Genomic DNA, 19,982 nt, shown 5'->3' on the forward strand with positions numbered 1-19,982 from the left:
TCAAGAAACGTCTAAGAGTATCCAACGCTGCAAAGCAGTATCGTACTGTAGATTTTGCCCCAAACTGCGCAGAACAGCTAAGAGTTGGTGCTGTGTTTGGGTACGATCGGCCTGAAAAACCTGACGAAATTTTTCCAATTGCGTATCTGAATGCAAAGATTTCTGCAGAAGCTCAAGCAAAACAGGCACCGCACGCTTGTCTTTGAGAACTTTTAAAGCCTCGAGTGCCAAACCTGTTTCATAGGCATGGTCATGGGCCAAAGCCGATTTCAGTTCGATCAGAATATCTTCTAAATACCCCGAATAGCCTTGCCTTGCCATATGCATCATCGCTTTTAAACGCGAGGCAGCTGACCAATGTACCGAATAAATGCCAGCCTGCAAAAGATCAAGAAGTTCCTGTCGCTCTGCTGCCAAGCGGTTCCAATCAGTGGGCAAAACATCCAGGGCCGCACATCGAACCAGCGCAAAAGCCCCATCCGCCTGCAGACTGTCTGGAACAGAGGTTTTCAGGAGGGGTTTGAGCAAATCCCAGTTCATGGCTTCAGTTGAGGCCTGCAAAAGCTTCAGCGCCAGGGCTTTCAAACTGTGTTGTCCGGGCACAGAAAGCAAGCGCTGTAAGGCAGGCAGACTGCTTTCAAGGCTCTCAGCCTTTTCAAGTAAGAACAGAGCAGATTTCAAAGCAGCCGGAAAGCGGGAACGCTGTAAAATTTTTGCGGCCAAAGCCTGGCCGTCGACTTGTGCTAAAAGGCCCTGAATAAAAGCCAGGGCGGCGTCTGCACTGGGGGCTTGAAGCTCCAAACCAATCACGCAATCCAGCGTATCCTGCCAATGCTTTTCACGTGCCTCTCCCAAAAGCCGGGCATAGCGTTCCAAAAGTCCCAACGTCAAATCTTCTTCAATCCGCTGGGTACAGGCCAGGTTCAAGAGTTGATCCAATGGCGGGCTTTGGCGCAAAGCTTTAAAGCGTTGCTCCAACTCCTGCAAAATATGATAGCGGTTATAGGGGGGGCGCAAATAGGGATCAGCTTCCAGATGGTAAGGAGAGGTTTCTTTCTGTTTTTCCTGTTGATGCTGCTCCAAAAGATGATCCATGCGCAAATGCAGCAAAATACGTAAAATCTCAAGGATTTCGGGGCGCAGACGCTGGTTTAAAACAAAGGGCTGTAATTTTAACAATTGCTGTTCAAGCAAAAGGCGCAGAATATCCCAACGCAGCTGCTCAGGAGAGGCCAATAAAGGCGAAGGAAAAACCGCAAAGGCCTGCCAATACAATTGAAGCTCCTGCCAGAGAGGTTCTTCCAGCAGACTTACAAAAAGCATGGAAAACTCAAACAGGTTGAGTGGATGGGGCCGGACGGTATTTTTTCTGCAGGTTTTGAGCCAGCGTACGGTAGGCCAGGGAACCCGGTGAATTCATATCATAAAGAACCACGGGCCGATGCGCAGCAATCGCTTCACTCAAGCGCGGATCTCTGGGAATCACGGTTTCAAAAAGGGCCCCTTGAAAATGTGACTTGGCCTGCTCCAACAAACGGCGGGAATAGCCAATCGAAGGGTCATACATGGTCATCAGAATCCCTTCAATCTGCAGCCAACGGTTGCTGGATTTTTGCAGATCACGAATCAGGCCCAAAAGGCGGGGCATGGTTCCCAGGGCCATTTCTTCACATTGCAAGGGCACCAGAATCGAGTCGGCTGCCGAGAGCGCCATACGCGGCATGGCCGAGAGCGAGGGGGGCGCATCGATCAAAATAAAATCATACTGACCAATTGCCAGATCCACCGTATTCTTGAGCAGATCAGGATCCTCTACCGCTTGCTGCGAAATCCAGATTTCATCTTCTGTCGAAGCAATATTGGAAGGCAGCAGATGCAAATTTTTGATCGTGGTTTTGTAGATATAGGGGCTGAGATCTTCCTGTTGCAGCAGCTCGAGCGCGCCACAGCGAAACAGTTCAAGCAGTCCCCCATGTTCCAATTTCTGCGGGGGCAATCCCATACAACGGCTGGAACTGCCCTGGGGATCAAAATCAACCACCAAAACACGATTCTCTAACAGAGCCAGCCAAGCCGCCAGATTGACCACGGTCGTGGTTTTGCCCACGCCGCCCTTTTGACTGCTGATAGCGATAATACGTGTTTTCATCGTTTAAACCTGCTTTTTGGTATCGAAAGCGTCGCGCAGGCCATCGCCAAAGAAATTGAAACCAAAGACCGTCAAGACAATCGCAAAACCAGGAATCAAAAGCCAGGGGCTTTGTTGTACCGCGACAATATTCTTGGCTTCACTCAGCATCAAACCCCAGCTGGATTCAGGGTCCTGAATCCCGAGGCTCAAAAAGCTCAGGGAAGCCTCACCCAAGGTATAGGCCGGGATCGAGATCGTGGCTGAAACAATAATCCAGGAAGACATCTGGGGAATAATATGCTTGATAATAATCGGGATATCTTTCATGCCCACAGCCCGAGCCGCTTCCACATATTCCAACTGGCGCAGACTGAGCACCTGACCACGGTAGATACGTGCCTGACCCGCCCAGCCAATAAAGCTGAGAATAATAATCACCGCCAGATAACGCTGAATCGAAGTCAAACCTTTGGGCAGCGTTGCCGAAAGGGTCAGCAAAAGGTAAAGGCTGGGGAAAGAGATAATCGCTTCAACAATACGCATAATCACATTGTCGACCATGCCGCCAAAATAACCGGCAATGCCCCCCATCAGCAAACCAATCGGATACGAAATACAAATCGCCAAAATCCCAACGGTCAGAGAAATTCTACCCCCAAAGAGCAGACGCGTAAAAATATCTCGGCCTTGAATATCTGCTCCCCAAATATAGACCCGGTTGAGCTTTTCATCAGGATGCAGGGTCGCAGGCTGCCCTTCGGCATTGACCGGCGCGCCAATTCCAAAGAGGTGGAAATTCATGGGAATCAGGCCCAGAAACTTATACGACTCACCTTGGGTGAAAAATTTCACAGGATAGAGAATCGTTTTATCTACCAAAAGTTTACTGGCCGGAATTCCATTCTCACCCATCACCAATTTTTTACGCACATGGTAAATAAAAGGTCCCTTGAATTGGCCTTGGTGCGAAAGATGCACCTGAGAAGGTGGAAAATGGGAGTGATTGATCACGGAAGAGTTCATGCCATAGGGGCTGAGTAAATCCGCAAAAAGCGCAGAGGCATAGAGTATGGTTAAAATAATCAAGCCCAGAATCGCCAGACGGTGGCGTAAAAACCGGCGTAAAATTTTCTGCCGGGTCGATGTCATGGTAGGAAGGCCAGCAGTGGCGCGGGCAGCCTCCTGCGCATCAACAATCTGTGTATCCAGAGAATGGGTACTCATGTCTTCTAGGCCTCCAGTTTAATCCGCGGATCAGCAAAGGCCAGCAGCAAATCTGCCAGCAAATTGCCGAGCAAAAGCATGACAGTACTGATAATCAGCCCCGCCATAACCAAGTTCAGGTCGGTACCCAAAACCGCCTGCAACATCATATTGCCCAAGCCCGGCCACGAGAAAATAATTTCCACGAAGGCCGCGCCGCTCACCAAGCCCGCAATTTCAAAACCCAAGAGGGTAATAATGGGATTGATCGCATTGCGTACAGCATGCTTGTAGATTACCTTTTTCTCAGGCAAACCCTTGGCACGGGCGGTTTTAATATATTCTTCACTCAAAATATCCAGCATATTGGCGCGCATGCGGCGTTGCAAGGTTGCGATACTGATCATCGAAAGCGTCAGGGTCGGCAAAACCAAATGGTGAAGCACGTCCAGGATCTGAATCGGCAAACTTGACTGGGCCGCTTTGATCGAGCTCATCTCGCCAATCGGGAACCAACCTGTCGCTGCGGCGAAAAGCAGAAAGATAATCGCCAGGAAAAAATCAGGAAAGCCCATAAAGAAATAGGAAACAGAGGATGAAATTTGATCAATCAGAGAGTACTGACGCACGGCCAGATAAATCCCCAGGGGAACAGCGACCAGCCAGGTCACCAGCAAAGTGCCGATGCCAAGAATGACCGTATTGGCCAAACGGCTGAGAATCAGACTGGAAACAGGCGATTTATAATAATAGGATTCGCCCATATCTCCCTGAATGAATTGGAACATCCATTTGAAATAACGCACGATGAAACCGTTGGGCGTGCTGTATTCAAGTTCCACTTGTTTGCCGGCATCAGCGGCAGCAAAGGTAAACACCCCATTTTCAAAACGGTATTCGCCAGCTGCCAGAGGTTTCGATTTTTCAGAGTCCCCTAAACGCGTCAGGTTTTCACCATCTTTCATTTTAACGACAATCGAATCATCAACAATCTTGGCAGAAGCATTCACTTTGGTGACGGTATAAGAGGTACCGCTCACTTGAATGCTTTCAGCATAGGGGGTTTCATAGCCCAAACGGGATTTTTCACGCCGAATGGTTTCTGCGGTCACCGTGGGGCTCATTTTCATCTGAGCCAGGGGATCCGCGTTGGCAAAAACCTCTGCCACACGAATAATGCCAAAGCCCAGGAAAGAGATGATCAGCAACAGGGGAATCATCTGTATCAGCCGTTTAAGGATATATCTGAACATGTCTTGCCTCGTCCTTATTCCTGGATATAATGCACGTCGGTGTTCCAGTTAATCACGCTCAAAGCTGATCCACCGTGAATTGAAGGGAAAATATTGCCCAGGTTCTTACGGTAAGTCACCAGAGAAAGCTGGTTCACCGTATACAGGAAGGGCAGATTATCTGCCACGATTTCCTGCGATTTCCAATAGAGCTGTTTGCGTTTTTCAAAATCAAATTCCACAGCCGCCTTTTCATAGAGGTCCAGAACTTCTTTTTCCCAGGGCGAGAAAGAAGTGCCCTTCTTGCCTTTCCACTCGGCAGGGTGCCCCATATTAAACATATGCATACGTCCATCGAGTTTCCAGGAATTGATGCCAAAATGGGGCTCAATCGCAGAGCCGGTCAGACCGATCATCATGGCTTCCCAATCAAGGGTCTGGTCAATTTGTTGAACCATAATATTAAACTGCACGGGTTGATAATTGACCTTAATCCCCAATTTGCTCCAGTCCTTGCGCAAAATCGCGCAAGCAGCATCACGCATGGTGTTGCCGGAATTGGTCACTAGGTTAAACTCTACCCGATGCCCTTGGGGATCGATCAATTCATCGTTGCTGTTCTTCTTGAAACCCGCTTCAGCCAATTTGGCAGCAGCCTTCTTCAAATCATAATCATACTGAGGTGTATTGGGATTATAAAAAGGATTCTGCTGGCTGATATGCGAATATTGCGGCAAGGCACGCCCTTTGTAAATACTTTGGATCATGCCTTCTTTATCAATCGCGTGGGCCAGAGCCTGGCGGAAATACTTATTGCGGAACCAGGTGGATTTAATCGGATCCACAACCGGTTTGCCCTTGTCATTTTGGGCGGTGCTCATATTGAACATCACGAACAAAGTTCCGGTAGCAGGGCCCAGATTGACAATTTCAAACTTGCCCTTTTTCTGCAGGGGCTCCAATACATCATAATCCTCAGCACGCAAAGAAAGAGCATCGGTTTCCTTGGCCATATATTTAATGATTTCAGTACTTTGATCCTGTACTTCAATCGTGATGAATTTCTTCAGATAGGGAAGCGTGCCACCCTGTTTATCTTTCAGATAATAATTTTCATTGGGTTCCAGCACCAGCCATTGTCCCGGACGGTAATCGGCCAGTTTCCAGGGGCCATTGACAACAATTTCATCAATTTTGGTATTCAAGCCCCACATTTGATTGAACTTAATCCGACCATCTTTATCGGGCTTGGTGGTTCCCTCGAAAATATGTTTGGGCATAATCGGGTCGCCCAAGCCCCGCAGGAAAGGCACGGAGGGTTCTGGCGTGGTAATCGAAAGACGCAGATCATCAATTTTGACCACTTTGGGAAACTGATCGTTGATCAAGAGACCGTCGCGGTAATTATTGGGAATCATTTTATTGTCGATGACTTCGTTGAAGGTAAACACCACGTCATCTGCGGTCAGAGGTTGTCCATCCGACCATTTCAAACCTTTGCGCAGGGTAAAGGTATAGGTTTTTTTATCAGGACTGAGCGTCCAGGACTCAGCCAGAGAAGGTTCCACCTCGGTGGTGATCGCATTGGTAGCCACCAGGCCCAGGTACATTTGCCCAATCACGTCTGTGGAGGAAGTCTCAGCAGCCAAAGCCGCATTAAACGTTTTCGGCAAAGAAACACTGGAAATAATCCGCATCCCACCATGCTTCCCAATGGAGGGTTCGTATTTTTCTGGCAGCGGCAGGCTCTTGATTTGCGAACTGTCAATCTTAACGGCTGCGGAGGCATTGTCCTCCTGCAGGGTGGGGCAACCGGCAAGTAAGGGCAGCAAAGTTGCTGCAAGAGTAGCTCCAATCAGCTTGCGAAAGCGGAAAGCTGGCATCATGCGTCTGTCACCTTTCTACGGAGAAGTTTTACTTAATGAGTGGGCTTGAGAGCAAAATAGCCACTACAGCCCAGACGACTGCCAGGCCACCCGTAATTCTGTTTAAACCAGACTCGGCCCCCTTTTGGCTACCAAAAATTTGAGCGGTACCCCCCATGCTGCCAAGTCCCATGCCTTTGGCGGGATGAATCAAAACAGCAGCAATCAGGGCCAAAGAGAGAACCAACTGGATCCAGGTCAAAGCGGTTTGCACGTACGTTTCCTTTCGGGTCTTACCAAGCAATCCAGATCAGGGATTGCACAAAAAATCACTGTTCATGTATAGCATGAACCACAGTCAACGTCAATCGTAGACTGAAGCTGCGCCTACTACGCAAAGGCAATCACAATGCCCGTTTCAGAAGCTATTCAGACTTCAGGAAATGATACTGTGAATTCCAGTTGATCTGATTCAGGCCACTTCCCCCAAAAATCGTAGGATAGATATTGCCAAGGTGGTTGCGTACCGCCAAAAGCGAAAGTTCACTCACCGTATACAGAAAGGGCAAATGCTCGCGTTCAAGCTCCTGTGCCTTCCAATAAAGCTTTTTGCGCTCTTCAGGCGCCATCAGCACAGCCGCTTCAGTATAGAGCTTTTCCATTTCAGCTTCCCAAGGTTCATACTGCGTCGGGCGTTGCCCCTTCCAATGGGCCGGATGCCCCAAATTAAATAAATGCATGCGTCCATCGCGCTTCCAACGGGAACTGCTGAAATGGGGTTCAAAGGAACTGCCTGCAAAGCCCATCAAAATCACTTCCCAATCCAAGGTCTGGTGAATTTGATTGATCAAGGCATTCAAAAGCCGGGGGCGATAATTGACTTTAATTCCCAATTTTTGCCATTCACGACGCAAAAGTGCACACGTCGCATCCCGCTGGGGACTGGAGATATTCGTGCTCAATTCAAATTCAACGCGGTGCCCTTGCGCATCGAAAAGAACTCCCTGATCAGACCATTTAAAACCCGCTTCTTTGAGAAGTTGCCGGGCTTTCCCAGGATCATATCCATAGTCGGGAATATTCGGATTGAAATAGGGGTTGTGACTGTTGAGATGGGTGGTTTGAACTGCCGCACGGCCTTTATAAACACTGTCGATCAAACCCTGTTTATCCAAAGTATGCGAAAGCGCTTGGCGAAATTTAAGATTGCGGAACCAGGCTGACTTGACCGGATCCACCAGAGGCTTGCCATCTGCTTTCAAGGCCGTACTCTGGTTCAACATGACAAACAAACTGCTGGGGCTGGCCCCCAGATTGTGAATCGTAAATTTTCCCTGGGCCTGTTCTGGATTCAATAGCTCATAGTCTTCCGGGCGCAAATCATAGGTATCGGTTTCACCCTCCCGGAACTTCAAAAGCGCAGTATTGGAATCCTGCACATCGAGAAAAACCAATTGCTTGAGATAGGGCAAAGGCTGCCCCTTGGCATCGTGCTCATAATAGTGCGGGTTAGGTCTCAGCTCTACCCGTTGACCGGGTAAGTAACGCGCGAGTTGCCAGGGACCATTGACCACAATTTCAGTAGGTTTGCTCGTCAACCCCCACATATGGTTAAACACCACCTGACCCTGGGAATCAGGCTTGACAGCTGCCTGAAAAATATGGCGGGGAACCAAAGGAGCCGCCAGATTATACAAGGCAGGCGCAAAGGGTTGCTTTAAACGAATTCGGACGGTAAGCGAATCCAGTTGTTCCAGTTGCGGAAAAGCCCCCTGATAACTCCAAAAGTCGCGGTAATTATTGGGAATACCAGGATTGTTGATCACCTGCTCGTAGGTAAATAGCACATCGGCAGCCGTTAAAGGCATGCCATCCGACCATTTTAAACCCGGTCTCAGGCGAAAGGTATATTCACGGTGATCGGGGCTTTCCTGCCAAGACTCCGCCAGATCAGGCTCAATTTGACGGGTGGCTGCATTTAAGCGCGTCAAGCCCGAAAACATACGATAAATCACCGCCAGAGAAGAACTCTCCGAAGCCAGATAGGGATTAAAGGTATTGGGCAAAGCCGTATTACCAACCACCCGTATGCCGCCAGGGGAACCGATTTCGGGCACAAAAACAGGGGAGGCCGAAGCCGAAGGCTGGGGAGCAGAGGAAATTTCAGTTTCCTGCGGGGGTTCACAGGCCGTATTCACAAACAGAAAACTGAAAAGGCTGGTCACAAAAACAGCTTTTTTCAAGAAAAATTTCACGGTTTTTAAATGCATGCCTTATTATAACGCAGGCACAAAACTCTGCGTATCACTCAATTGAGACAAAACTTAGCTGGTGCTGTCGTAAGCGGGATCGGCAATAATCTGGCGCGCGTCCATGCCATCGGGAGACATGCTCCAGACATCGGTACTGCCACTGCGATCAGAAGTAAACAAAATACGACCGTTGGGCCACATCACCGGGCTGCGGTTCAGAAACATTTGGTTGGCGGTCAGCTCCCGCAGATCCGAACCATCGCGGTTCATGCGGTAAATCCCCAGATTTCCACCCTGTGAACTGCTGGCAGAGAAAATAATCCGAGGCTGTGTATAAAATCCAAAAACCGGCAGCATCATCGATCGATTGGTAAAACGGGCATCCTTATCAGGGTAAGCGGGCGAAACCAAGGCAATTTCTTTGATATTCTTAGAACTGCTGGTTAATTGCGTGGGCATGCTGCCATCGGGCCCCATTTTCCAAATCTCCCATTTCGAAGAACGCGAAGAAGTGAAATAAATATGGCCATCATCACCGACCACGGGATAGTCGTTGTAGACCGAACCAAAGGTCAAGCGTTTGAGGTCACTGCCATCGGAATTCATTGAAAAAACATGAGGTTTCACGAACCGATCCGAAACAAACACCACCCGACCATCAGGGGCAGGAAAAGGACGGTAATTATTGACACCCGGTTCGCTGGTCAGGGCTTTCAGATGACTGCCATCCCAATCCATGCTGTAGATCTGCCAGGTGCCCGTGCGACGGGAAGCAAAAACGATCCGTCCGTCAATGCCCACACGCGGTGTCGCGTCATCGGTAGCATCATGGGTAAGCTGGCGAACTGAACGCCCTTGCATATCTGAAAGATAGATATCATTGGCGCCACTGCGCGATGAAACGAAAACCAGATGGTTCATCCAGAAATCACTGCCCGCCTGCTGGCTGGCACATCCGGCCAGGGCCAGGCCGACCAGACTGATTGCAAAAAGATGTCTTACTTGCCTCATGTGTCCCTGTACTGCCTTAGAATTGCCTGTATTTTAACATATCCCATCGAGAGGGGCTGTGTTTTTTTTCACGAGTCCCTTTATAACGCCTCTTCACAGGGTTTCAGTAGCTTCCGATCTCTCTGCATCAAGGGGAAACACCCATTGATCACAGCCAGAAAGCTTCCCGCTGTGACATCATGCTTGGGAAACCGTGTATCTCTCGATATAATTTAAAACACACATTGATTCCCAATTACAACCGGAGGCCCGCATGTCTGCCCATTTAAGTGAATGGCTTAATCTGATCATCCGCTGGATGCACCTGATTGCAGGGATTTCATGGATCGGCAGTTCTTTCTTTTTTATGTGGATGGACAGCCATCTCGAAGAGCCCAAAGAACGCAATGACCGTAAAAAAGACGTCGAAGGCGAACTTTGGATGGTCCACAGCGGTGGTTTTTATCTGGTTGAGAAATACCTGATCAAGCCCGGCTGGGTGCCTGAAACGCTTCACTGGTTTAAATGGGAAGCCACCTTTACCTGGATCACAGGTTTTTTCCTGCTCGGCGTGGTTTATTATATGAGCGGCGGACTTTACCTGATCAAACCTGAATCAGGCATTTCCTCTGGCGTAGCCACCCTAATCGGCCTGGGCACCCTGACCTTTGCCTGGCTGATCTACGATTTGAGCTGGAAATATCTTTTCGCCAATCAAGCCAAAATGGGCGCAGCAATTTCGTTTGCTCTGACCATGGGTGTGGCCTGGGGCCTGAGCCAGGTTTTTAGCGGGCGGGGCATGTTCATTCATATTGGGGCCATGTTCGGCACCCTGATGGTGGCAAATGTCTGGATGCGGATTCTGCCTGCCCAGCAAAAAATGATCGATGCCACCAAGCGCGGCGAGGTGCCCGACTATACCCCCGGCAAACGCGCCAAGCAGCGCTCAGTCCACAATAACTATATGACCTTTCCTGTACTCTTTATCATGCTCAGCAACCATTTCCCCAGCACCTATGGCAATCAATACAACTGGCTGATTCTGGCGGGGATTATTGTCTGTGGGGCGGGTATCCGGCATTTTATGAATGTCAAAACCCCTTTCAGCCGGTTTGCACTGGTGGCTTCAGTGGCGGGTTTGTTTGGCCTGTTTTTCTATCCCGCCCCCCCCTCAGCTCCTGCGGCCCAGGCAGGTCCTCCTCCCGCCAAAACCGTGGCTTTTGAGCAAGTGCAAACCATTCTGCAAACGCGCTGTGTAACCTGCCATTCAGCCCACCCCACCGACGAGGTGTTTAAAACCGCTCCTCTGGGGGCCATGTTTGACAGTCCAGCCCAAATCAAAGGTTATGCCGATAAGATCAAGGCCCGCGCAGTCGATGCCGAGACCATGCCCCTGGGCAATAAAACCGGCATGACCAAAGAAGAGCGTTTGGTTTTGCGGCAGTGGATTGATCAGGGCGCGAAAGTTCCCTGATGACCTCAAAATCTAAGGTCGTACATCAATTATGTCGTTTCGGCTGAAAACACTTTATAAAATAAGTTCTCACCCATTGACAAGAAAGTCTCCACTTGCCGCGCTCAAACGGTATTTTTTATTTCATCTCAGTCAACGTCTGTTTCCTTATACCCAGGTCTATCCTTGGATCGGAGAGTTACGACTCTTTGTTCGCAAAGGTTGGGCCGGGGTAGTTGGAAATATCTATACTGGTTTATATGATTTCGAAGAGATGAGTTTTATTCTTCATTATTTAAAAAAAGACGATTTATTTGCAGATATAGGCGCAAATCATGGCGTTTATAGTTTATTAGCCGCAGGAATTTGCCAGGCTCAGGTTATTTCTATCGAACCCATTCCAGAAACATTTAAGCAACTGAATGAGCAAATACACTTGAACAAGCTCGAAAATCTGATTAAAACACATCAAGCCGGCATCAGCTCCAAACCAGGACAACTCTATTTCTCTAAACAACTGGGCACCATGAACCATGTCGTTCTGGATCCTCACTCCCCAACAGATGTTCTTGAAGTTCCTGTTTTTACTTTAGATCAATTGATAACAGGCCCAGCAAAAGTTCTCAAAATTGATACCGAAGGTTTTGAATTGCCTGCTCTACAAGGAGCACTGAATTGTTTGTCCAACCCTGCTCTCCATGCCATTATCATCGAGCTGAATGGCTCTGGAGAAAAATATGGTTACACAGATCAAACAACAGACCAACTTCTCCGCAGCCAGGGCTTTGCTCCTTATCGCTATTTACCCTTTGAACGCCAACTAGAACCGCTCAAAGACTGGCGTAAGGATCAATACAATACCCTATATATTCGTCATCCTGAAAACGTTTTGCCAGTGCTTCAACAAACACCTAAAATTCAATTATTAAATCAGGCGATTTAAACACCCCTCCTATCCCCTCAACTTCCACTTGCACGCGACTGCAACATAGTAAAACTACTGCAGAGGATGCTCCCGCGGCTGAAACTTGAGCAAAAATCCTGGCAAATCCCCTATTTTAACAAGCATTGACAGGCCTCGTAATCGGCAAAATTCCAGGTTGTGCCCCAATTTTTTCATAGCCTATATTCCCAGAAGGGGGGACTTGCTTAGCTGAATTCTTAAATGTTATTCTATATGCAACAAATTGCATAATAAAGATGAGGTAAAAGCCCATGTCACCCCTCTCCACAGAAAAATTCGATGCCCTGGTGATTGGTTCTGGCATGGGCGGTCTGGCTGCCGCCAGTTTTCTTGCCCAATTTGGCGGACAGCGCGTACTGGTATTGGAACGCCACTTCAAGGCTGGCGGCTTTACCCATACCTTTCAGCGCAAAAAATGGCATTGGGATGTCGGCTTGCACTATGTCGGCGAGATGCACGAAAAAGCTTCACTGCGCCAGATTTTTGATCTAGCAACGGGGGGAGAAGTCAAGTGGCAAAAAATGCCCGATCCACTCGAATATTTTGTTTACCCTGAGCACCGTTTTGCTTTGCCAGCCGATCCCGACGCCTATCGCAGTGCGCTTCAGGCAGCCTTTCCCCAGGAACAGAAAGCGATTGATACTTATTTCAAAGACCTGCAACGTTTAATCGGATTTTTTCAACAGTATATGGGCTGTCTGGCCTTGCCCACCCCCGTTGGCAAAGCCCTGCGCTGGCTTTCGCACAAAGAACGGGCCTTTGCCCTGCAAACAACAGGCCAGTACCTGGCTTCCCGCTTTCGGGATCCCCAGTTGCGTGGCGTGATCGCCTCACAATGGGGCGACTACGGCCTACCTCCAGGGCAGAGTGCGCTGCTCATTCATGCGCTGATTGCGCATCATTATCTGCGGGGCGGCTATTATCCTATCGGAGGTTCTGGCACCCTCGCCGCCAGTATCGAAAAACAAATCAAAGCCCAGGGCGGTGAAATTCGCGTTTGTCAGGAAGTCAGCGAAATTCTGATCGAAGGGAGCAAAGCTGTGGGCGTCAGGGTTCGCGATCTGCGCTCTCACGATCAACCTGAGTATACCCTCAAAGCGCCAAGAATAGTCTCCGATGCGGGTGTTTGGAATACCTATCTGCGCCTGATGCCCCCCGAAACCACTTCCTATGCCAGTGGCATCCGTGAATTTTTCAGTCAGACCCCTGCGGTTTCAGCCCTCACCCTTTACCTGGGCTTTGAAAGCTCCCCGCGCGATCTGGGGTATCAGGGTGAAAACTATTGGCTCTATCCCAGCTATGATCACGACCGCAATTTTGCCAGCCGCCACCAATGGTTACACTTAGAACAGGCCCAGCCCCCCATGGCCTATCTTTCGTTTCCCTCCCTGAAAGATCCCCTGGCCCAGGCCCATACCGGCGAAATTATTACCGTAAGCGAAGCCTCGGATTTTAAAAACTGGGAAAAAAGCGCCTGGAAAAAACGCGGAAAGGATTATGAGACGCTCAAGGCAGAGCTTTCAGAGCGCCTCTTGAACTATGTGGAAGGCTATTGCCCTGGCCTGAAAGCCAAGGTCGCCTTCAGTGAGCTGTCTACCCCACTCAGCAATGCCTGGTTTACCGCTCACCCCCAAGGCATGATCTATGGTGCAGCCGCCATTCCTGAACGCTTTAAAACCGAGCTGACGCCCTGGCATCAGCCCCGCACCCCCATTCCTGGCCTCTATTTAACGGGAGCCGATGCGGGAACCTTGGGCATAGGTGGAGCCTTGGCAGGAGGTCTCTTGGCTGCGACCGCGATTTTGGGCCCCAGCAAAATGGCCCCCGTGCTCAAACAAATGCGTTGAAATAAGCTCAACTCTCGCTTTTGCGCACCTAAAGCATAACGCAGCTTAAGTTTTTATGATTAGAATCGCCCCAACGGCAGCAAGCCTCACTGCGGCGTCAAGCCAGGAAGATGCTTTAAACAAGCCTGATCCTGAGATGAAGCAGTCTTCAAACGTTCCCGCAATTCCTTTTGAAAAGCTTTGGCAAACAATACAGAATCGCCAAAGGTTTCCAGGCTTTGCAATTTCAACGGACTGAGCGGGTGTTCAGGGTAAAAATCAGGCTCATAGCGCTTTTTTGAGGCATTCCAAAGATAGTCCACGCTCTCATCCCCTTCCAGACAGCGGGATTCCTGATGGCTGCTCCAGCTCAATTCCCCAAGAGCAGGCCCCGCAAAAAAACGGTAAAGATAGCGCACACGCAACCTGTCATCCGGGCCTGAGAGCCCTTGCAGATGGGTCACCAGATGTTGGTTCAGTTTCAAACCCCAGCCATAGATCCGGGCTTCCAGCGGCAGGCGCAGAACAGGGGTCAGCTGTCCATTCAAAAGCTTATACAGCTGTAAAGACTCTTTAAAAATACCCGTGCCTCGTTCTTCGAGCTGGCGCACAAAAAAAGTCGCATGGGGCTGCGTGGCCAAGATCCCCAATTCAGGCGGATAATACCAGGTCTGCACTTGCTCACGCCCAGCCAATACCCAACCTTCTGGCGTTTCCCGAAAAACTGCAAGCTCCAGATCCGATTCACGTCGCCCCAGCAATGCAACCACTTCAAGCGCAGGCGAAGCATCCAAATTGACTTCCAAAAGGCTGACAACCCCTGTACCCTCAAAGGGCTCCTGTGGTTCAAGCCTCAGAACCCGCTCATAGTCGAGGATTAGTTGTTTTTGCTTCTGGGGATCGCGCTGGCGCAGGGCCTTCATAAAAGCCTGAGAAAACTCAGCTTGAGCACCTGCCGGCTGCGCCTCAGCCTGGGCAGAAGCACCAAGACCCAGGAACAAGACACTCAAAAAAACCCACTTCACCAGATTAAAGCCCATGCAGAGCATCCCCCCAATCGGCCTTGCGAGCGGCCTTATAGGCCGGGTGGCTGCGGGCAATCCCCTGCAGTCTGGCCTCTCCTGAAGCTTTGCAAAGATGCAAATCCACAACCCCTTTGCGATAAACCGGCCGCCGGATAATCCGTGCCCCAGAAGCTTGCTCTGAAGGGGCACGGCAAAGCGCTAACCAACTGAATTTTTCATCTTCATAGGATTCAAAACCATCCTTGAGATAGCGTTGGGCCTGAGAGCGCTGAACCCTGACAGCGAAATGACACCAATCATCTTCTGAAAGCGGGCAAACCCCTTCATGGGGGCAGGGCCCTAAAATATGCCAGCCTTCTTTTAGAGCCTGTTCACGGGCAGCAAGTAAATGCCGATAGCCCGCAGGCGTGCCGGGCTCCACCAAGAGCAGCATCCAGGCCGGTTGTGCCAGCAAACGCGCGATTAAAGCAGCCTGAGCTGCAGCCGGCAATTCATTCAAAACATAGGAAAGGGTGATCATTTCAGCCGAGGGAAAAACTCGCAGGGCATTGAGATCAGCCACCTGCCAATGGGCCTGGGCCAACACAGGAAGCTTAGAAGCCCGAAACAAAGCCTGCCCCCATTGCAATTGCTCACGATCCTGTTCGACCAGTTCAATCGACTGCAATTGCGAAAAAACAGACTGCAAAGCCAAGGCCACGGTTCCCGGACCTGCCCCCAAATCCAAGAGCGAACTGGGGTTAAAGTCTGGGGCCAGCTTTTGAATTTCTCGTCCCAAAGATTCAATCACGGCGTAAATCGCAGGCAAGCGGCTGAGGCGATAGACCTGACGATCGGCCTGGGAATTTAGGCGTGTTCCCCCCTGGCCACTGCGCTCGCTATAGCTCTGACTGAGCTGATCGCGAACCGGCCGCAGGCTCTTCAAGCGCTGAGAACCGGCTTCCTGCTGAATAAACTGGGCGATATAATCGGGTAACATTTATTTCTCTTCTTTCTCTCGAACTGCGCCCGCAGGCGCTGACTTCAATTTTTGACGGGGCCAGAGCTGAACCGTCGCTCCCTTACGAGGTTGCCAGGCCAAAGAGCTGAGATAGGGAAACCCCAGATGACCGGGTTGCAGCACGAGCAGAAAATCGTCACCAGGCTGCATTCGTTTAAACAAAGCAGGCCGGTATCCTCTTAACTCCAACACCAATTTCTGACGGGTATCATGTTCCAAGTGTAACTGAAAAACGCCCATTCCCTGCCGTTCTTCTAAACGGTAACGCTGAACAGGCAAAGGCTGGGTCATCCCGCCCATCATAGCGAAATGCCAAGCCATGCTCTTCAAGCAATCGTCGGGCATGCAGCCAAGTTAGCAAAACAAAAAATGCCAAAGAGGTCAAAACAACCACTCCCAACTCACGCAAGCGTACCCCCACAATTTCAACCACGGCAAAAGAACTTGCATCCAAGCTGAAAATCAGCCAGAGCATGCTTGCAAACAGGGGAAGCGTCAAAAATCCATTGTGAAGATTTTTCCATGCCCCTGGAATAGATTCTACACCCAGAGGCTTAAAAGCCTCTCTCAAACCAGCACCTGACGAAGTGCCTGCAGACAGCGCACAACATTTTCTTCCCGGCAGCTATAGCCCATCAGACCAATGCGCCAAACTTTTCCCGCCAGGCTTCCCAACCCAGCTCCGATTTCCAAGCCAAACTCCTGGAGCAGACGCTGCCGCACAGCAGCATCCTCTACGCCCTCAGGAATCCAGACCGTATTGAGTTGGGGCAGGCGGGCCGCTTCAGGCACCACCATCTTCAAGCCCAATTCCTCTAAACCCTCACGCAAAACCCCATGCCAATGGCGATGACGTTCCCAGGCCTGTTCAAGCCCTTCTTCCTGCAGCATGCGCAAAGCCTCATGCAAGGCATACAAACTGTTGACCGGCGCAGTGTGATGATAGGCCCTTCGGGCTCCCTGGCCCCAATACCCCAGAATCAGGTTCAAATCAAGGAACCAGCTTTGCACCCGCGAGCGCCGCTGCTGAATTTTCTCCAGAGCTTGGGGGCTGAAACTGACAGGAGAGAGCCCCGGCGGAGCAGAAAGACATTTCTGCGTGCCTGAATACACGGCATCCAATCGCCAGGCCTCAACCACCAGGGGTACGCCCCCCAAAGAGGTCACCGTATCGGCCAGCACCAGACAGTCATGGGCATGCCCCAATTCAGACAGGGTTTTAGCATCTGAAAGAGCACCCGTAGAGGTTTCGGCATGCACAAAAGCCAGAAGACTGGCTTCAGGATGCGCTTTGAGGGCCATTTCGACCTTTTCAGGCGTAACAGGCTCTCCCCAGGCATCTTCAACCACCACCGCCTGGGCCCCGCAACGCTCAATATTTTCTTTCATGCGCCCGCCAAAAACCCCATTTATGCAGACAATCGCGGTATCGCCTGGCTCCAGCAGATTCACAAAACAGGTCTCCATGCCGGCCGAGCCCGGCGCAGAAACAGGAAAGGTCAGGGCATAGGAAGTTTGAAAAGCATACTGAAGCAAAGTTTTGATTTCATCCATCAGGCCAATAAAAGCAGGGTCAAGATGCCCAATCGTGGGGCGGGCCATGGCCTGAAGAATTCTTTCAGGCACATCCGAAGGACCTGGCCCCATCAAAATACGTTCAGGGGGAATAAAAGCAGAGAACATGCTTGGGATACCTCTTTTTTTGCTCATGCAGTCATCATACCTGTTTTTACAAACAGAAAAGAAGTTTTAAATTCGCCGCAAACTCTCTCTATACCCCAGAAAAAGATCTTCTTGATCTAAATCAAGAGAAGAATCAAGCCGCTGGGGTATAAATTAAGACGTTTATCCTTTACAATAAGAAAATCATCTCGGGAGTAGGGCATCAAAGTGAGCAGCTCTTTGTTAAATCCTGTGCATAATTTACAGGAACTGAAACAGGTACTTGATGAAGCAGGCTATAGCAGCCAAGAAAAGGCCTCTGCCCCAGGTCAGGCCTGTTTAGAGGTTCGGGTACCCGAAACAGATTTACATTTGGATATCCGCCCCGGAACCTCTCTGTTAGAGGATCGCTGGGAATTTTATCTGGCCTGCCCGGTCTCGATTCCTGACAGCCGTTTCGCTTCGCTGGCAGAACTGCTCTCTGATTTTAATCGCCTTCTCCCTTGGGGCAGCACGGGGCTGGCAGAAGATGATACCCCCTATTTTCACTGGTCACCCACTGCAGCCCTCAGTACCATGACAGGAATTCATTTGCTGGAATTGGTACAGATGGTGCTTTTCTTTGGCCGTCAACTGTCTCTGCAAATGCGCGATCTTCTGCGTCAACTGAGCATGGCAGAAATCACCACTCCCGCACTCAGCTAAAACCCGGAGCCGAAGCTTCAGGTTAACAAGAGTTTAATTTTTTCTTAATACTGATTTATTTCTAACAAGATCAAAATCAAGATCTTCTAAACCTTTAATTAAGAGACAATTAATCTTTGATAAAGCGAGGACTCTATGCTCGTCGATCAGGTCCGTAATATTTTCAGTTATAACCCCTATTCAGGGAATAACACAACGCAACCTGCCGCAACAGCGTCTATGCCAAACGCTGCTGTGTACGGCGCAGACACGGCATTTTTTGATACCACCCGTCCCGCCAGTGGTGATGGCGCGATCACCAAAATGCTGGTGGGTGGCTATACCGGCTTTAGCTATGCAAAAAGCGGCTCAGGCCAGCCTCTCACTCAGTTTATGCTCAGTTCAGTAGGCATTGGTGCAGCCATCAGTGGATCCGTATCCGTGGTCAAAAATCTGGCCTCGCTGACCCATGGAAAACAATCGGCCTCTTCAACGGTTGGAAATATTCTGACCGATACCCTACAAGGAGGCGTCAGCGCCATTGGCGGTGTTGCCGTAGGCGGCGGAGCCATGGCAATCTTCAAAGCCATGGGCGCAGCCCCAGGAAACCCCTTGATCATCGCAGGCGTTGTCGGTGGCGCATTGGGAGCTGTTTTAGCCAATAAAATTCTCAATACTGAAGCCATTCGACGTTCTCTGACCTAAAGCAAACATTTTATACTGACAGGACAGGCTTGAGCCTGTCCTGTTTTGCTGAGAGAGGATCGCAATGCCCCCCACGCTGAGTTTACTAATTACACATCACCGCTATCTGGAACCCGCATATCTGGAATGGCAGATTCAAAGTCTGAATGCTCAAAGCACTTCAGACTTTCAGGTGATTTATCTGCATCAGGGCCATGATAATGCCTCCTTAAAACAAGCCCTGCTGCAGGCCAGCTTCCCCTACCAAGTGCTCAGCCTGCCCTACCCCGAAATCGCGGGGGTTTGTTGTTGGGATTTGGTGAGCATTGTCGGGGAGCTGCTTATGCAATCGGCTTGGGGAGCTTACTGGACTTACCTGCATCAAGAATGTCTGCCTGCCCCTGACTTTGTAGCGGAAGTTCTACACGGTATTCAGGCCTCAGAGGCTGAATATGGCTCCCAAGCCGTTTATCGTGTGAATCAATTGCGCTGCAGGCTCCTACCTGCCGATTTAAGTGCTGGAAAGGGGCTCGATGAGCTGCCCCAAAGTCAGGCAATCAGTTGGATTGATCGCACCCCCTATCAGCGCAGGTTCCTGTTTCGCAAAGCCCCATGGAGTGAAGATGCGTTTGTACTGCCTGTGGCCTTATCTCGCCAATACCACTTGTTTTCTGCTGTCCGTTTTCCACTCTGGTTTCAGGATCTCTTCGATCTGTTTCTGCAATTGGAAGATAAAATCTGGTTCAAAGAAGTGCATTGGATTCACTTGGGTCACCCCGTGATCTACCACCTCAACCATCCCCGCCAATTTTTAGAGTATACCCAGACCTTTTTAAAAGCTGTTCGGCTGCACCCTGAACTCTTTCAGCACCTGGCACTGTTTGAATTGGCCCAAGAAGATTTCGACTACCAGGAAGGCTTTGAGCCTGATGGGGAAAGGGTTATTCCTCAGCATTTGCATCGTTTTGTACAGTATATGCGCTATGCGGATCGTGGTACGATGTCCCTCTG

Annotated in this window: 19 protein-coding genes; 6 read left to right on the plus strand and 13 right to left on the minus strand. The window is 50.0% G+C overall.

What is annotated here, in order from left to right; translation table 11 throughout:
- From COW20_12370 to COW20_12405, 8 genes are all read right to left on the minus strand, one after another.
- Positions 1 to 1,323, minus strand: coding sequence for a hypothetical protein (locus tag COW20_12370; GenBank protein ID PIW47525.1), 1,323 nt, complete (start codon positions 1,321 to 1,323; stop codon positions 1 to 3).
- A gap of 7 nt (positions 1,324 to 1,330) precedes the next feature.
- Positions 1,331 to 2,149, minus strand: a complete 819-nt coding sequence (locus COW20_12375; GenBank protein ID PIW47526.1) for a hypothetical protein — start codon at positions 2,147 to 2,149, stop codon at positions 1,331 to 1,333.
- A gap of 3 nt (positions 2,150 to 2,152) precedes the next feature.
- Positions 2,153 to 3,355: a peptide ABC transporter permease gene (locus COW20_12380; protein ID PIW47527.1), complete on the minus strand. Its 1,203-nt coding sequence runs from the start codon at positions 3,353 to 3,355 to the stop codon at positions 2,153 to 2,155.
- 5 nt (positions 3,356 to 3,360) lie between these two features.
- The gene (locus COW20_12385; GenBank protein PIW47528.1) at positions 3,361 to 4,587 is read right to left on the minus strand and encodes an ABC transporter substrate-binding protein; all 1,227 of its coding nucleotides are present in this window, start codon (positions 4,585 to 4,587) and stop codon (positions 3,361 to 3,363) included.
- A 14-nt stretch (positions 4,588 to 4,601) separates the two neighbouring features.
- A complete protein-coding gene (locus tag COW20_12390) occupies positions 4,602 to 6,452 on the minus strand; it encodes a peptide ABC transporter substrate-binding protein (GenBank protein PIW47529.1) in 1,851 nt (616 codons plus the stop codon).
- Between the two features lie 28 nt (positions 6,453 to 6,480).
- Positions 6,481 to 6,705 carry a preprotein translocase subunit SecG gene (secG, locus tag COW20_12395; GenBank protein ID PIW47530.1) on the minus strand — a complete coding sequence of 75 codons (225 nt, stop codon included), beginning with the start codon at positions 6,703 to 6,705 and terminating at the stop codon, positions 6,481 to 6,483.
- Between the two features lie 151 nt (positions 6,706 to 6,856).
- Entirely contained in the window at positions 6,857 to 8,701 is a 1,845-nt protein-coding gene (locus tag COW20_12400; GenBank protein PIW47531.1) for a hypothetical protein, read from the minus strand.
- Between the two features lie 54 nt (positions 8,702 to 8,755).
- The gene (locus COW20_12405; protein PIW47532.1) at positions 8,756 to 9,694 is read right to left on the minus strand and encodes a hypothetical protein; all 939 of its coding nucleotides are present in this window, start codon (positions 9,692 to 9,694) and stop codon (positions 8,756 to 8,758) included.
- 253 nt (positions 9,695 to 9,947) lie between these two features.
- Here COW20_12405 and COW20_12410 point away from each other — a divergent pair, with 253 nt between their 5' ends.
- The 3 genes from COW20_12410 (at position 9,948) to COW20_12420 (ending at position 13,937) form a co-directional block, all read left to right on the plus strand.
- A complete protein-coding gene (locus COW20_12410) occupies positions 9,948 to 11,147 on the plus strand; it encodes a hypothetical protein (GenBank protein PIW47533.1) in 1,200 nt (399 codons plus the stop codon).
- A gap of 31 nt (positions 11,148 to 11,178) precedes the next feature.
- Complete coding sequence (locus tag COW20_12415) at positions 11,179 to 12,069, plus strand: FkbM family methyltransferase (GenBank protein PIW47534.1); 891 nt, start codon at positions 11,179 to 11,181, stop codon at positions 12,067 to 12,069.
- A gap of 272 nt (positions 12,070 to 12,341) precedes the next feature.
- Entirely contained in the window at positions 12,342 to 13,937 is a 1,596-nt protein-coding gene (locus COW20_12420) for an NAD(P)/FAD-dependent oxidoreductase (protein PIW47535.1), read from the plus strand.
- 86 nt (positions 13,938 to 14,023) lie between these two features.
- Here COW20_12420 and COW20_12425 read toward each other — a convergent pair whose 3' ends face one another.
- Genes COW20_12425 through COW20_12445 form a run of 5 tightly spaced genes read right to left on the minus strand, consistent with a single transcriptional unit; the run spans position 14,024 to position 17,588 of the window.
- Entirely contained in the window at positions 14,024 to 14,956 is a 933-nt protein-coding gene (locus COW20_12425) for a hypothetical protein (protein PIW47536.1), read from the minus strand.
- Positions 14,946 to 15,920, minus strand: a complete 975-nt coding sequence (locus COW20_12430; GenBank protein PIW47537.1) for a hypothetical protein — start codon at positions 15,918 to 15,920, stop codon at positions 14,946 to 14,948. Before COW20_12430 ends, COW20_12425 begins: the two co-directional genes overlap by 11 nt.
- Complete coding sequence (locus COW20_12435) at positions 15,921 to 16,160, minus strand: hypothetical protein (protein PIW47538.1); 240 nt, start codon at positions 16,158 to 16,160, stop codon at positions 15,921 to 15,923. It lies immediately after the preceding gene.
- Positions 16,150 to 16,512 (minus strand): hypothetical protein, encoded by a 363-nt coding sequence (locus COW20_12440; protein ID PIW47539.1) that lies wholly within the window; start codon positions 16,510 to 16,512, stop codon positions 16,150 to 16,152. Before COW20_12440 ends, COW20_12435 begins: the two co-directional genes overlap by 11 nt.
- A complete protein-coding gene (locus COW20_12445; GenBank protein ID PIW47544.1) occupies positions 16,509 to 17,588 on the minus strand; it encodes an alanine--glyoxylate aminotransferase in 1,080 nt (359 codons plus the stop codon). The genes COW20_12440 and COW20_12445 overlap by 4 nt, the downstream gene beginning before the upstream one ends.
- Before the next feature lie 237 nt (positions 17,589 to 17,825).
- On the opposite strand from COW20_12445, the gene COW20_12450 reads away from it, so the two are divergent.
- The 3 genes from COW20_12450 to COW20_12460 all read left to right on the plus strand — a co-directional run.
- Positions 17,826 to 18,308, plus strand: a complete 483-nt coding sequence (locus tag COW20_12450) for a hypothetical protein (GenBank protein ID PIW47540.1) — start codon at positions 17,826 to 17,828, stop codon at positions 18,306 to 18,308.
- A gap of 135 nt (positions 18,309 to 18,443) precedes the next feature.
- Positions 18,444 to 18,992 carry a hypothetical protein gene (locus tag COW20_12455; protein PIW47541.1) on the plus strand — a complete coding sequence of 183 codons (549 nt, stop codon included), beginning with the start codon at positions 18,444 to 18,446 and terminating at the stop codon, positions 18,990 to 18,992.
- Between the two features lie 64 nt (positions 18,993 to 19,056).
- The coding region (locus tag COW20_12460; protein PIW47542.1) for a hypothetical protein at positions 19,057 to 19,982 on the plus strand (926 nt) is incomplete at its 3' end.

This window comes from bacterium (Candidatus Blackallbacteria) CG13_big_fil_rev_8_21_14_2_50_49_14 (assembly GCA_002783405.1).
Lineage (GTDB): Bacteria > Cyanobacteriota > Sericytochromatia > UBA7694 > UBA7694.

What these genes read in the sequence shown, in the direction of transcription:
- COW20_12370 (PIW47525.1), bottom strand. Translation starts at nt 1,323, where the DNA reads ATGCTTTTTGTAAGTCTGCTGGAAGAACCTCTCTGGCAGGAGCTTCAA.
- COW20_12375 (PIW47526.1), bottom strand. Translation starts at nt 2,149, where the DNA reads ATGAAAACACGTATTATCGCTATCAGCAGTCAAAAGGGCGGCGTGGGC.
- COW20_12380 (PIW47527.1), bottom strand. Translation starts at nt 3,355, where the DNA reads ATGAGTACCCATTCTCTGGATACACAGATTGTTGATGCGCAGGAGGCT.
- COW20_12385 (PIW47528.1), bottom strand. Translation starts at nt 4,587, where the DNA reads ATGTTCAGATATATCCTTAAACGGCTGATACAGATGATTCCCCTGTTG.
- COW20_12390 (PIW47529.1), bottom strand. Translation starts at nt 6,452, where the DNA reads ATGATGCCAGCTTTCCGCTTTCGCAAGCTGATTGGAGCTACTCTTGCA.
- COW20_12400 (PIW47531.1), bottom strand. Translation starts at nt 8,701, where the DNA reads ATGCATTTAAAAACCGTGAAATTTTTCTTGAAAAAAGCTGTTTTTGTG.
- COW20_12405 (PIW47532.1), bottom strand. Translation starts at nt 9,694, where the DNA reads ATGAGGCAAGTAAGACATCTTTTTGCAATCAGTCTGGTCGGCCTGGCC.
- COW20_12410 (PIW47533.1), top strand. Translation starts at nt 9,948, where the DNA reads ATGTCTGCCCATTTAAGTGAATGGCTTAATCTGATCATCCGCTGGATG.
- COW20_12415 (PIW47534.1), top strand. Translation starts at nt 11,179, where the DNA reads ATGTCGTTTCGGCTGAAAACACTTTATAAAATAAGTTCTCACCCATTG.
- COW20_12420 (PIW47535.1), top strand. Translation starts at nt 12,342, where the DNA reads ATGTCACCCCTCTCCACAGAAAAATTCGATGCCCTGGTGATTGGTTCT.
- COW20_12425 (PIW47536.1), bottom strand. Translation starts at nt 14,956, where the DNA reads ATGGGCTTTAATCTGGTGAAGTGGGTTTTTTTGAGTGTCTTGTTCCTG.
- COW20_12430 (PIW47537.1), bottom strand. Translation starts at nt 15,920, where the DNA reads ATGTTACCCGATTATATCGCCCAGTTTATTCAGCAGGAAGCCGGTTCT.
- COW20_12445 (PIW47544.1), bottom strand. Translation starts at nt 17,588, where the DNA reads ATGGGGCCAGGTCCTTCGGATGTGCCTGAAAGAATTCTTCAGGCCATG.
- COW20_12455 (PIW47541.1), top strand. Translation starts at nt 18,444, where the DNA reads ATGCTCGTCGATCAGGTCCGTAATATTTTCAGTTATAACCCCTATTCA.